This window comes from Paraburkholderia sp. HC6.4b (assembly GCF_014200875.1).
In the GTDB taxonomy this organism is placed as follows: Bacteria; Pseudomonadota; Gammaproteobacteria; order Burkholderiales; family Burkholderiaceae; genus Paraburkholderia; species Paraburkholderia tuberum.
This window is the reverse complement of the sequence record NZ_JACHDC010000022.1, coordinates 78897-91846: the sequence shown is the minus strand read 5'-3', so window position 1 is coordinate 91846 and position 12950 is coordinate 78897. Positions and strand designations below refer to the sequence as shown.

13 protein-coding genes are annotated in these 12950 nt (G+C 65.0%); 5 read left to right on the top strand and 8 right to left on the bottom strand.

Annotated features, from left to right (window positions below; translation table 11 throughout):
* The first annotated feature begins 250 nt into the window (after nt 1-250).
* Nucleotides 251-1831 (top strand): EAL domain-containing protein, encoded by a 1581-nt coding sequence (locus HDG34_RS29975; RefSeq protein ID WP_260321387.1) that lies wholly within the window; start codon nt 251-253, stop codon nt 1829-1831.
* 32 nt (nt 1832-1863) lie between these two features.
* Here the strand turns inward: HDG34_RS29975 and HDG34_RS29970 are convergent, their stop codons facing one another.
* The 3 genes from HDG34_RS29970 to HDG34_RS29960 all read right to left on the bottom strand — a co-directional run bounded on the left by HDG34_RS29970 (nt 1864) and on the right by HDG34_RS29960 (nt 3749).
* Entirely contained in the window at nt 1864-2445 is a 582-nt protein-coding gene (locus tag HDG34_RS29970) for a YceI family protein (RefSeq protein ID WP_184065285.1), read from the bottom strand.
* Nucleotides 2446-2493: 48 nt separating this feature from the next.
* Nucleotides 2494-3069 (bottom strand): YceI family protein, encoded by a 576-nt coding sequence (locus HDG34_RS29965; RefSeq protein ID WP_090810112.1) that lies wholly within the window; start codon nt 3067-3069, stop codon nt 2494-2496.
* Between the two features lie 116 nt (nt 3070-3185).
* The gene (locus tag HDG34_RS29960; RefSeq protein WP_184065282.1) at nt 3186-3749 is read right to left on the bottom strand and encodes a cytochrome b; all 564 of its coding nucleotides are present in this window, start codon (nt 3747-3749) and stop codon (nt 3186-3188) included.
* A 274-nt stretch (nt 3750-4023) separates the two neighbouring features.
* Here HDG34_RS29960 and HDG34_RS29955 point away from each other — a divergent pair, with 274 nt between their 5' ends.
* Nucleotides 4024-5274, top strand: coding sequence for an arsenic transporter (locus HDG34_RS29955; RefSeq protein WP_184065279.1), 1251 nt, complete (start codon nt 4024-4026; stop codon nt 5272-5274).
* Here HDG34_RS29955 and HDG34_RS29950 read toward each other — a convergent pair.
* Together HDG34_RS29950 and HDG34_RS29945 are read right to left on the bottom strand one after the other, a co-directional pair.
* A complete protein-coding gene (locus HDG34_RS29950) occupies nt 5263-5541 on the bottom strand; it encodes a hypothetical protein (RefSeq protein ID WP_184065276.1) in 279 nt (92 codons plus the stop codon). The two genes, HDG34_RS29955 and HDG34_RS29950, sit on opposite strands and share 12 nt — an antisense overlap.
* A gap of 314 nt (nt 5542-5855) precedes the next feature.
* Nucleotides 5856-6146, bottom strand: a complete 291-nt coding sequence (locus HDG34_RS29945; RefSeq protein ID WP_184065274.1) for a hypothetical protein — start codon at nt 6144-6146, stop codon at nt 5856-5858.
* A gap of 247 nt (nt 6147-6393) precedes the next feature.
* Here HDG34_RS29945 and HDG34_RS29940 point away from each other — a divergent pair, with 247 nt between their 5' ends.
* From HDG34_RS29940 to HDG34_RS29930, 3 genes are read left to right on the top strand one after another with little or no spacing between them, the layout of a single operon-like run.
* A complete protein-coding gene (locus tag HDG34_RS29940) occupies nt 6394-6687 on the top strand; it encodes an EF-hand domain-containing protein (protein ID WP_184065271.1) in 294 nt (97 codons plus the stop codon).
* 27 nt (nt 6688-6714) lie between these two features.
* Nucleotides 6715-7428, top strand: coding sequence for a response regulator (locus HDG34_RS29935; protein ID WP_090806371.1), 714 nt, complete (start codon nt 6715-6717; stop codon nt 7426-7428).
* Nucleotides 7425-8798, top strand: coding sequence for an ATP-binding protein (locus HDG34_RS29930; RefSeq protein ID WP_184065268.1), 1374 nt, complete (start codon nt 7425-7427; stop codon nt 8796-8798). Before HDG34_RS29935 ends, HDG34_RS29930 begins: the two co-directional genes overlap by 4 nt.
* Before the next feature lie 28 nt (nt 8799-8826).
* Here the strand turns inward: HDG34_RS29930 and HDG34_RS29925 are convergent, their stop codons facing one another.
* The 3 genes from HDG34_RS29925 to HDG34_RS29915 form a co-directional block, all read right to left on the bottom strand.
* Nucleotides 8827-9093, bottom strand: a complete 267-nt coding sequence (locus HDG34_RS29925; RefSeq protein WP_184036397.1) for a hypothetical protein — start codon at nt 9091-9093, stop codon at nt 8827-8829.
* A 155-nt stretch (nt 9094-9248) separates the two neighbouring features.
* Nucleotides 9249-9575, bottom strand: a complete 327-nt coding sequence (locus HDG34_RS29920) for a transposase (RefSeq protein ID WP_184065265.1) — start codon at nt 9573-9575, stop codon at nt 9249-9251.
* A gap of 209 nt (nt 9576-9784) precedes the next feature.
* Nucleotides 9785-12445, bottom strand: coding sequence for a response regulator (locus HDG34_RS29915; RefSeq protein WP_184065262.1), 2661 nt, complete (start codon nt 12443-12445; stop codon nt 9785-9787).
* Nucleotides 12446-12950: the final 505 nt, after the last annotated feature.

Genomic DNA, 12950 nt, shown 5'->3' with positions numbered 1-12950 from the left:
GAAAGCGGTGACGGCGCGCGTCGCGACGCCGCCAGCCCGTCATGGTACCTTGCCGCGCTCGCCGCCGGTCAGGGCCGGCACGGCCGGCCGCACGCGTGTCGTTCGACGCGTTGTTGAAAAAGCGGGTTCAGAAACTATGCTTGACACTGAACTCCGCCGCTTGCGTACGGGGTCCATGCCGGGCCGCTGCCGCTCCCGGCGGGTTTCGCCGCGACCGCTTCACCACGGGGCTCGACAGATGATCCAGCGCATGTCGCTGATTTCGGCGTATATCGCACTCGGCTGCGCCGCAACGGTGCTGCCGGTCCTGATCAGCATCTATATCGCGAACGAAGACGTCACACGCCGCGAGCAGCGAGATTTGCGCCAATACGCGGAAAAGGCCGTGATGCGCACGGAACTCGTCACGTATCAGGGTTTTGCGGCGATCGCGGACCTGCAGGCCGAGCACGGCGCGCCGTGTTCGCCGCAATACCTGGAGCGCGCCGCCCATGTGATTTTCAACTACCGCTACATCCGGGACGCAGGTGCGTACGGCGACGGGCGCTATCTTTGCTCGCCGCTGTTCGGCGACGTTCGGACGCAGAATGTCGAACTGCCGCCGCCGCGCTGGCGAAGCAACGACGGCTACCTGGTCTGGTTCCAGCAAAAGAATCCGCTCAGCGACGTGCGCGAGGACATACAGATCGGGCGCAACGGCGAGTACGTGTCAATCGATCCGCAGTCATACGTCGATGTGATGGATCCGGCGGGAAGGCCCATCGCCACGATCAACACCGGCCTGAACTCGATCGTCGCGCTGTCGACGGGCGCGGACCCCGACGAGATGCTCCATGCATGGAAGCGGGCGGGGCGCGTCGATAGCGATGAATGGAACTACGCGGTCGCACGTTCGGCGACGCGCGCGCTTGGCGTCGTCGTCAAGGGCCGGCGCACCAGCCTGCTGAGAGACTGGCCCGGCCTGCTGGCGACGTGGCTGTCGATAGGCGTCGCGATGGGCGCCGGGTTCGGCTGGTTCGCGTTCAAACGGATCTCGCGACAGGTGTCGTTCCGGGCATCGCTCGAATGGGCGATCTCGCGCAAAATCATCGACGTCGCCTATCAACCGATCGTGAGTCTCGCGACCAACGAATGCGTCGGTGTCGAAGCGCTGGCCAGATGGAATCTGAACGGACGCGAGATCTCGCCGCATATTTTCATTGGGTTGGCCGAGCAGCATGGCCTGATCCAGTCGTTGACCGACCTCGTGCTCGATAAAGCGCTCCACGACCTGACAGAGCTATTGCGTTCGCGGCCGTGGTTCTACGTGTCGGTCAACGTGAGCGGCGAGGATCTGCGCACGCCGCGCTTTCTTAACCTGATCACCGCGAGGCTCGCCGGAACCGGCCTGCGTCCCGCGCAGATCAGGATCGAAGCGACCGAGCGCAGTTGCCTGAACGCCGATGCGACCCGGCAGACGATCGCGGCCTTCCGAAGCGCCGGCCACCCGGTCTATATCGACGATTTCGGCACCGGCTATTCGAGCCTCGCCTATTTGCAGACGTTCATGATCGACGCTCTGAAGATCGACAAATCGTTCGTCGACACGATCGCCCGGGATGCAGCGTCGAGCATCGTTGCGCCGCATATCATCGACATGGCGCACGAATTGGGGGTGGAAGTCGTGGCGGAGGGAATCGAGCGCGACGAGCAGGTCGAATATCTGCTGCGCCGAGGCGTTCAGTACGGACAGGGCTGGCTGTTCGCGAAGGCCATGCGCCGCGAGGAGCTGGTCGCGTGGCTGGAGGCGCGCCGCGCGTCGCACGCGCCGGCGCAGCCCGCGATCCAGTAGTTCGGCGCCCGGCCGTGCCGGGCGCGATGCGCTTACTGCTTGACGCCTTCGGCCTGGATATGCAGCGTGGTCTTCATGTTGAAGCCGTACGCCTTGCCGAAATCGATGCCGAAATCGTCGCGATTGAACGTCGCGACCGATTCGGTGCCGCACACTTCGCGCTTCAGCATCGGATGCTGGATGCACTTGAACGATTCGATCTTCAGGTTGACCGGTTTCGTGACGCCGTGCAGCGTCAGCGTGCCGATCACTTCGACCGGCTTGTCGCCGTCGAAGCGGATCTGCGTGCCCTTGTAGGTCGCGGTCGGGAACTTCGCGGTGTCGAAGAACTTGTCGCCGACCAGTTCCTCGTTGAGCTTGTCGTTGCCGATGCCGACCGAGGTCAAGTCGATTGTCGCCTCGACCGTGCCGGTCTTCGCCGCGCGATCGAGCACGACGGTGCCGCTGCTTTTCTGGAACTTGCCGCGCCAGATCGACAGGCCGCCGAAGTGGTCGGTCTCGAAGCTCGGCGACGTGTGCGTCGGATCGAGCAGGTAGGTTTCGGCGGCGGCCATCGCGTTGAACGAGCATGCAGCGGCGAGCGCGCCGGCGGCGAGCAGGAAGGATTGCTTCAAGTTGGACTCCAGAGGTCGAAGGGTAAGGCGGTGCTGCGGCGTGGTGGGTTATTTCTTCGCCGCGACCAGATGAAATTTGATGACGACTTCGTCGGCGACCACCGACGTGTCTTTCCATTCGCCGGTGCCGACGTCGAACTGCGTGCGCTTGATCGGCAGCGAGCCGTCGAACGTTTGCGTGGCGCCCTGGCTCGCGATCACGACTGGCACGACGACCGTTTGCGATTTGCCTTTGATCGTCAGCTTGCCGGTCACCTTGTACTGGTTGCCGCCAGCCGGCGCGATCGAGCTCGACACGAAGGTCGCGCTCGGGAAGGCGCCGCTGTCGAACCATTCCTTGCCTTGCGCCTGCTTGTTGTAGTCGTCGGCGCCGAGGTCGTAGCTCGCGGTGTCGATCGACACGTTCGCGCTGCCCGCAGCCGGCTTCGCCGGATCGAAATTCAGTTGCGCGGAGAACTTCCTGAACTTGCCGTCGACGGGCACGTTCATCTGTTTGGTCGTGGCGATGACGCTGCTTTTCGCGAGGTCGACGTCGGCGTGCGCGAGGTTCGCGCCGAGCAGCGCAAGCACCGCCAAAGAAGCGAGCGTCGCGCGACGAGTGGAGAGATAAAAAGGTGTCTTCATGATGGTACGCATCCTATCCGAGCTTCGCGGCCTGATTGCACACCGCGAGGAATTTGATTGCCAACCAGTCGTAACCAATCGACAGGAGTTATGGCTTTCTTCAAGCCGTCATATCGTTATGCGCGGGTCTTCAGAAACGGCACCATGCGCGCGAGCAATCCGTCGCGATCGATGAACTGATGCTTGAGCGCCGCAAGCACGTGCATGATCACGAGCGCGAGCAGCGCGTAATTGAGCAGCACGTGCACCGTGCGCAGCGCGGCCTTCAGCGCGTGGTCGGGACCGATGATCGTCGGCAGCGGCACGATGCCCAGATACACGACCTGAATGCCGGCCGCCGAGCTGTAGAAGTAGCCGGACATCGGAATCGCGAGCATCAGCAGATACAGCAGACCGTGCACCAGATGCGCGGCGGCCTTCTCCCACGCGGGCGTCGCGGCATCGAGCGCGGGCGCGCGATGCGTCGCGCGCCACAGCACCCGCAGCAGCGCCAGCGCGAACACGGTCACGCCAATCCATTTGTGCCACGAGAAGTACTTGAGCTTCGTCGGCGTGAGGCCGGGGATATCGGTCATGATCCAGCCGATATAGAAGCCGCAGATCATCAGCGCGGCGACCAGCCAGTGCAGCGCGATCGCCGCGCCGTGGTAGCGCGTGGGAGCGCAAGCGTGTGTTTGCATCGTGTTCTATCCATTGCTCGCGAGCAACCGCGTGAGAATGCGGATAGTAGGGATGCCCATTCAAACTGAATAGGCGGGTGGGCGGGAACAGATCGTTGTTGCGGTGATGTTAATCGTGTCGAGAGGTATGCGCGCTGAAAGGTCCGCGCATGAAGGCACGCTCACTGCTATGGAGCGCTCGCCGTGGTACCGCTGTGGTAATTTGTTGCCCCGAACAACAAGGTTGCGCGCTTTGCGCAGCCACCGACATAACCCATTATCCGGGCGTCAAGCCGTGAATTCCGTTTTTCTTTCCTGGAGTATTGCCGCGCTCGCCACCGCCGGCGTGATCACACGGCCGTTCAAATGGCCCGAAGCCGTGTGGGCCGTCGCCGGCGCGGTGCTGCTCGTCGCCCTCGGCCTATTGCCCTTGCATCTCGCGGTCGAAGCCCTCGGCAAGGGCACCGACGTCTATCTGTTCCTGTTCGGCATGATGCTGCTATCCGAAGTTGGCCGCCGCGAAGGGCTGTTCGACTGGGTCGCGGTGCTCGCTGTCAATCATGCGCGCAGTTCGCCGCGCAAGCTGTTCGTGCTCGTGTATCTGTTCGGCGTGGTGATCACCGCGTTTCTTTCCAATGACGCCACCGCCGTCGTGCTGACGCCCGCCGTGTTCGCGGCGGCGAAGAAAGCGAAGACACCGCCGCTGCCGCTGCTGTTCGTCTGCGCGTTCGTCGCCAATGCGGCGAGCTTCGTGCTGCCGATTTCGAATCCGGCCAACATCGTGCTGTACGGCAATCACACGCCGCCGCTGGGACCGTGGATGCTGCGCTTCACGCTGCCGTCGGTGCTGTCGATCGCCGCGACCTTCGTGATGCTGCGCTGGACGCAACGCGAGGCGCTCGCTGGCGTCTGCGAGGCAAATCTCGACGCGGTCGAGCTCTCGGCGAGCGGGCGCGTCGCGCTCGCGGGCATCGCGGTGACGGCCGGCGCGCTGCTGACGGTCTCCGCCTACGACATCCAGCTCGGCCTGCCGACCGCGATCCTCGGCACGCTGACCGCGCTCGTCGTGCTGATCAAGGAGCGCAGATCGCCGCTGCCGATGATGCGCGAAATTTCGTGGAACGTGTTGCCGCTCGTCGCCGGGCTGTTCGTGCTGGTCGAGATGCTCGATCACACCGGTGTGATCAACCTGTTCGCGGGTGCGTTGCGCCGCGCGACCGAACACAACGAAATGGAAGCGGCCGGGTGGGCCGGCGCGAGCGTCGCGTTCCTCAGCAATCTGATCAACAACCTGCCGGCCGGCTTGATCGCGAGTTCGACCGTGATGCAGGCGCATAGCCCCGAGCGCGTGATCGACGCGCTGTTGATCGGCGTCGACCTCGGGCCGAACCTGTCGATCACCGGCTCGCTCGCGACGATCCTGTGGCTCAACGCGATTCGCCGCGAAGGCGAAGACGTCAGCTTCATGAAGTTTCTGAAAGTCGGCGCGCTGGTGATGGTGCCCGCGCTCGTGCTGGCGCTTGGGGCGCGGATATTAACTGGCTGAACGGATGCCGGACCCGCCCGCCATCAGCGGGCTGGTGCAGGAACCGACGCGCGTCGCGCCGGCGAGTTGGTCCAGTCGCGCGCCGACCGAGCGCAGCCTTGCTTCGAGGTGGGCGACGCGCTGGCGTTGCGCGGGCACCATCGACGAACGGTTCAACGCATGCAGCCGACGATGCCAGTACGACAACGGAAAACGGTCGCGCCCAGAAAGCGCGTTGAAAACGACTTCGAGGTGGGCGATTTCTTTGTCGATATCTTGGTAGCTCATCACAAAGGTCCAGGAAAGAAGGTGGGATAGGGGCGCGTACCCGACAGGGATCGCAAGGTCCGTTCCATCCCGCCTATATGTAGTCAATATCAGCCGTGCCGGCGCAGAGCGCCACATCGGGCGCGCGCCTGGCGCGGTGCGCGATGGTAAGAAGCGGCAAACTCCATGCAAGCTTTACGCGGCGCTCCACCTTTCAACGGGACAACGGGAATTCACCAGGCGTGCCCGCGAGGCGCGTGTCCTATGCTGAGTCAACGGCGTGGGCCGGTGTCGGGGCGATCGAAACCGCCCGCGCGACGGCCCGGCGCGCGCTTTCAACGCGGCGCGATCACGAGCGGTTGCGCATAGCTGACCGTCGGCGCGGGCACCACCGCATAGTTGAGTGCGGGCGGCGCCGCGACGATGGTCGCGGCCGCCACAGGCACGGCGACAGGCGGTGCCGATACGTACACGGGAATGACCGGCACCGGGTAGTAGACCGGCCGCGGCGGCGGCGCGTAGACCACGGCGGCGGGCAGATACACCACGACTCTCGCGTAGGCAGCGGAAGAACAGGCGAGACCGATGGCGGTGAAAGTCGAGGCGCAGGCGAGACGGATAGTCATTTGGGACTCCTGATACGTGAATGCCGACGAACGGCAGACGGAACGATACGCAGCAGGCCCGCAAAACGAAACCGCGAACTCATTTCGTTCGATGTCACGCTGCAGCGGCACCCGGTGCCGTGACATGATTCGACATGATTCTCGAATTGCGATCGCGCGGCGTCTGACCAACAATTCGGCCTGTCATCGAAACGGCTCGCGGCACCCAGGCAGGCGACGGTCGATGTTCGAACCGAAGGAGTCAGTCATGAAGAAGTTGCTCGCCACCGTGCTGCTGTGCTGCGCGTCCACCGTCGCGTTCGCTCAGGCCGCCGCGCCGCAAGGTATCAGCCAGCAGCGGATGGAGCGCATGGAGCAGCAGTTGCAAACGCGTTTTTCAAGCGCGAACACCACCCACGACGGCAAGCTGACGCGCGACCAGGCAGCGGCCGGCATGCCGCTGCTCGCGCGTCATTTCGACGAGATCGACACGCAGAAGGCCGGCTACATCACGCTCCCGCAGATCGAGGCATTCATGCAGGAACGCGGGGCCGCACACTGAGCGGCTCGGTTATCGAGGAGCTTTCGGATGGAACGCCCCGCCAGGATCATCGTGCTCGACGACGAAGCCGAGTTGCGCAACATGCTGCTGCGCTTTCTGCGCGGTCATGGCTTCGACGTGCGCGCGGCCGAGGACGGCAAGCGCCTGAATCGCTACCTTGAGCGCGAGCCGTTCGACCTGCTGATACTCGATCTGATGATCGGCGAAGAGGACGGCCTCGAGATCTGCGCGAAGCTGCGCGCTCAAGGGCAGACCTTGCCGATCCTGATGTTGACGGCGAAGGGCGATCCGCTCGATCGCGTGACCGGCCTCGAAACCGGCGCCGACGACTACCTCGCGAAACCGTTTCTGCCGCGCGAACTGGTGGCGCGAATCAATGCGTTGCTGCGCCGCCAGAAGATGGCCGCGGGCGACCTCACGCTGACGTCGCAGCGCGTGCGTTTCGGCGACTTCACGCTCGACATCGGCAAGCAGGAGCTGTCGCGCGCGGGCGAGCCGCTCGAGATTCATTCCGCGCAGATGCTGCTGCTGGTCGCGCTCGCATCGTCGCCGAATCGTGCGGTGAGCCGCGACAACCTGCTCGCGCGTGCGCGAGGGCGCGACCATGACGCGCTCGATCGCAGCATCGACGTACAGGTGCTGCGGCTGAGGCAGATCGTCGAGGACGATCCGTCGAAGCCGCGTTTCATTCGCACCGTCTGGGGCGTCGGCTATATGCTCGTCGCCGATGTCGAATCATGATGCGCTCACTGTCGCGCGCACTGCTGCCGCGCACGCTGCTCGCGCGCAATATCGCGCTGTTGATCGCGCTCGTGATGCTGAGCCAGATCTGCTCGATCGTCGTGCTGCTGCATTACGTGCAGCGGCCACGCGTCGAACGCGCGGCGGCCGTGTTCGCGACCTACGTGACGACGCTCGACAACCTGCTCGCGGCCACTCCGCCCGCCTCGCGCGCGGCGCTGACCGCGCGTCTCGACGCGCGCGAGCAGTTGCCGCCCGAAGCGACCGACACACCGCCGCACGATCTGTTGCGGGTGTACAGCGCCTATCAGCGCGGCGTTTTCATCGACAGCCTGCAGAAGCATCTGCCCGCCGATATGCCCGTGCGGTGGCAGACCGAGGGCGCGCAGCGGCTGTGGATTCGCATGCATGCGCCGGCTGCCGGGTCCGACCACGCGGCCGGTTCGTTGGCCAGCGCGCCATACTGGATTGCGCTGCCGGTTCCCGAGGACGCGCAGGGCAGCGGCCTCGAAGCGGCGATCTTCCTGTCGTTGGGTCTCGGCGTGCTCGCCGCGCTCGCCGGCTACGCGATCCAGCTGCACCTGAACGAACCGTTGCACGAGCTCACGCAAGCGGCGCGGCGCGTCAGCGCCGGCGACCTGCCCGCGCCGCTGCCCACCGACGGCCCCGCCGAAATCGCCGCCGTGGGCAGCGCTTTCAATCAGATGACGCGCGCGTTACAGGACGCCGAAGCGACGCGCGCGTTGATGCTCGCGGGCATCTCGCACGACATCCGCACGCCGTTGACGAAGCTGCGCCTGTCGATGGCGATGGCGATGCCGCAGGGGGCCGACAGCAGTTTCGTGATCGCCGCCGAATCGTATCTCGATCAGATCGAGACGATTCTGCAGCAGTTCATGGATTACGCGGGCAGCGGCGAGCGCGAGGAAGCGCAGCCCGGCGATCTGAATGCGCTGATCGAACGGCTCGCGGGCGACTTCGCGGGGCTCGGGCACGAGTTCGACCTGTCGCTGGGCAGCTTGCCGGCCGTTCGATATCGGCCGATCAGCATGATGCGGCTGCTGATGAATCTGATGCAGAACGCGATCGTCTACGGCGGCAGCGGGCTTGCGGTGCGCACGTGGGCGACGCAGGACGCGGTCACGGTTGCGGTCGGCGATCGCGGTAAAGGTTTGACGGCGGAGGAGTTGGAGAAGCTGAAGGCGCCGTTCCAGCGCGGCCGCAATGCGCGTGCGCATAGCGGCGGCACGGGACTGGGGCTGTCGATCGTCGATCGGATCGCGCGGCTGCACGGCGGCGGCCTGCAGTTTCATCCGCGCGACGGCGGCGGCCTCGAAGTGTGGGTCGTATTGCCGGTCGAGGCGGCATGATGGGATGAGGACGTGGCGTTCTTGCCGCTCACTCGCGATCGAGCCACGCGTCGAGCCCGACCCGAAACGCGACGCCCGCGATGACCGGCACCGTCAGCATCAGGATGATGCCGAAGTTCGGGATCTCGTCGCCGTACATGATCGGGTTGTACAGCACGACGCCCGACACGATCGTGAACATCACGACGCCAATGGCGACCATCAGGAGATTGCGCACGGACATGGACAGCGTCTTGCGTTTCGGCTTGTCCGTCGTGTCGTGAGCGCCGGGTGCTTCGTCGTGTTGGGCAGGCATGATGGTTCTCGTGGCAAAAAATGCGGCATCGGAAGCGGGTGCGGCGGGCACCGCGCCCGGCATCATACCCGCACCCGCGCGGCTGATGCAGATCGGGGCTGCGCCGTTGCGGTACTCATCCTTACCAACAATATATGCCATTCCAGGCCGCGATTTCAGGCGTCGGCAGTCGACCCCGCCGGAGGCGCCGAATCCGCGCGAGACGCCGATGCAAGCGCGCAACCGCTCTGGCCGAGCTCGTCGAGAATCGCGCTCATCAAGCCCGTGCGGCGCCATTGCAGCCACCTGATGTAGCACGTCTGCGACGGCGGAAACGTGCCGGGCAGCCGATGCCATTTCTCGTTGCGCGTGACGACCCACAGAATCGCGTCCAGGATCTCGCGCGGAGGACGCGCGGGCCGGCCCAGACGTTTCTTCGGGTCCTGCTTGAACAGATGACTGATGCGCGCCCAGGCGTCATCGGAAAGAGGAAGATCTAGCATGCCGCGAACACCTGACTGACCGGTTTATGTCGATCTTACGGTTTGGGCGGTTCCTTCTAATTCCGGATTTACGCGGGGTTTGGTCCGCTGAACCGCGGATTGCTTCGCGTCCGATGATGCTAGCGTTGCTTTTCAAACCTTCATCTGCGACGCGCCGGGGATTACCGCGACCACGTTGAAGGAGCTGACGCTGCTCTCCCTCATAGCATCTAGGACGCCGCTTCGGTGTGGTCGAGCCATTGCGCGAACTCGTGTCGCAACTGCGCAATATCGAGCGGCTTGCCGAGTAGCCGTGCACCCGGAATCGCCGCCCCGATCTCCGCGCTGCGACCGTACCCCGACACCAGCAGCACGCGTATCTCCGGCTGCACTTGCCGCACCGCGCGCGCGAGTTCGTGGCCGGACATGCCGGGCAGCGTGAGGTCGGTCAACAGTACGTCGTAGCGTTGCGTGTTCGCGAGCGGCAACGCTGCTTCCGCGCTCGCGACCGCGGTGCAAGCGAGGCCCAACGCGCCGAGCAGTTCGCCGAGCGCCTCGCGCGATTCGGTGTCGTCCTCGACGAACAGCACGCGCGCGGCTTCATGGGCCCCACGCGGCTGGATCGGCTTGTGCGGCTTTTTCTTCGGCTCTTTGTTCGACGCTTTCCGCGGGCCCTTCGCAGTAGCGCACGTGTTGGCGCTTTCGTACGCGGCGGGCGGCACGCATGCGGCGATACGCGCTTCGCGCATCCCGGCCGCGAGGTCCGCGCGCGCGGCGCCCGCGCGTAGAACGTTACGCACCAGACGGGCAAGATCGTCGCGCCGGTACGGCTTCGACAGCAGCGTGATACCCGCGTCGAGCTTGCCGTGGTGGACGATTTCGTCGCGCGTATAGCCCGACGTGAACAGCGTAGGCAGCGGTGGCTTGCGCGCGGCCGCGCGTTGCGCGAGCTCGACGCTCTTCAGCTTGCCGGGCATCACGACGTCGGTGAACAGCAGATCGATCGGCATGTCGCTGTCGATGAATTCGAGCGCCGCGTCGCCGTTCGACGCGGTCAGCACCTTGTAGCCGAGCTGCGCGAGCATTTCGACCGCGGTCAGCCGCACGTCGGCATCGTCCTCGACGACGAGTATCGTTTCGCCGCCGCCGACCGGTGCCGCGGTGCCATCGACGGTCTCCGGCGTCTCCGCCTCGCAGCAGCGCGGAAAGAACAGCGACACCGTGGTGCCGTGTCCCACTTCGCTTTCTATCGACACATGCCCGCCGCTTTGCCGCGCGAAGCCGAACACCATGGACAGGCCAAGGCCGGTGCCGTGGCCGTCGGGTTTGGTCGTGAAGAACGGCTCGAACACGCGTTGCAGCACTTCGGGCGGCATGCCCGAGCCGGTGTCGGCAACCGAGAACTCCACGTATTCGCCGGGCGACAACTCCGGCTTGCCGCGGCAGAACGCGGCGTCGAGCGTGCGGTTGGTCGCGCGCACGGTCAGCACGCCGTCGGCGCGCATCGCGTCGCGCGCATTGATCGCGAGATTGAGCAGCGCGTTTTCGAGTTGGTTGCGGTCGACCTGCACGTTCCACAGATCGTCGCTGAGCACCGTGTCGATCCGCACCGTTTCGCCGAGCGCGCGATGCAGCATCTCGCTCATGCCGGTCAGCAGGCGGCGCGGATTCAGCACGGTCGGCGACAGCGGCTGACGCCGCGCGAACGCGAGCAGATGTGCGGCTAGCTTCGCGCCGCGTTTGACGGCATCGGTCGCGGCGGATAGACGCCGCTGCGCGACCGGGTCGTCGTTGGCGTCGGCGGCGAGCATCTGCAGATTGCCGTTGATCACCTGCAGTACGTTGTTGAAGTCGTGCGCGACGCCGCCCGTCAGGCTGCCGATCGCTTCCATCTTCTGCGCCTGGCGCAGTTGTTCCTCGGCGAGCGTGCGCGCCGCGATCGAATCGGCGACGCGCTGCTCGAGCGTTTCGGTCAACTGAAGAAGCTGCTGTTCGGCGATCTTGCGATCGTGAATGTCGATCAGCACGCCCGGAAAGCGCGTCGGTTCGCCGTGTTCATCGAACTGGCAGCGGCCGTTCGCCTGTACCCACATATAGCCGCCGTCAGGCCGCCGGATTCGGTACTCGGCGCGAAACGGCTCGCCGCTGCGGATCGCTTCGGCGGTCAGGCGGTCGTTGAGCGCCTGGTCGTCGGGGTGGATCATCTGCGTCACGGCATCGCGCGCGACGCCCTTCGACGCTTTGTCGCGCGCAAACAGGAAGGTCCGCGCGAAGCGTTCGTCGCCCGTGACCTCGCCGGTGCGCACGTCGAGCACCCAGGTGCCGAGCACCGCGCCGGTGTTCAGAGCGAGCTGCAGGCGTTCGTTGGTCTCGTGCAATTCGGTTTCGGCTTGCTGGCGCATCCGCTCGGTCAGCACGCGCCCGGTGGTCTCGACGACCATCGCGAGCACGCCGGCCGGCGCGCCGCCGTCGCCCGCGACCGGGCTGTAGTACAGATCCATCCACACGTCTTCCGGCTTGCCGTCGCGCAGCAGCATGAGCGCCTTGTCGCGATACGACAGCGAGCCGCCCGCGAGGCAGGTGACCATCACGTGATGGTTGAAATCGGCGACTTCGGGCCAGCCGTCTTCGACCGGACGGCCGAGCAGATACGGATGCCGCCCGCCCGCGAAGACCGCATAGGCGTCGTTATAGATCATGTAGCCGGGCTCGCCCCACAACAGCACGAGCGGCACCGGCGAGGCGAGCATCATCTGGACCGTCGAGGTCAGACTGCGCTGCCAGTTTTCGATCGCGCCGAGGGTGGTGGCGCGCCAGTCGAATTCGCTGATGCGTCGCGCCATCTCGCCGCGCCAGCCAGCGCAGCCGCAGTCTTGTGCCGGAAAAGGCATGCAGCGCTCCACGTGAAATCACGTCGAAAATGATTGGCTCTTGACCGAAGCTTCGAAGGTTCGCGCGCGTTGCGCAGCCTCGCGAACCCCAAATATTGTAGGGCACAACGCCTTATCGGTGATGCATCGCAGACGCTATTCGGGGTTTTGCCGGGTAAGCACCCGTGTCCGAAACCGTACCAATTTGGCACCTCGTTCGATGCGCGGGCGACATTTACCGCGAGGCCCGTTTGCTGCGCGGCGAAAGCGGCAGAAGCGCCCGCATTTCCGGCGTGGCTCGATACCTTCGCGTAGGGCGTGGTCGTGCCCGCTGTCAGGTGCGAATCGTGCTGCCGTCCCCGATTCCTGCGCGAGCTTCGAACTTCAACGGAACGCACCGTACGATGGCGAAGGAAAACATCACACGATATCCACTCCCCAAACCCGCCGTCGAGCTCGTGAGCAGCCACGAGGCCGGCTATCTCGAGCATGGCCGGCGCTATGCAATGGAGTGCGAACGAAAGTG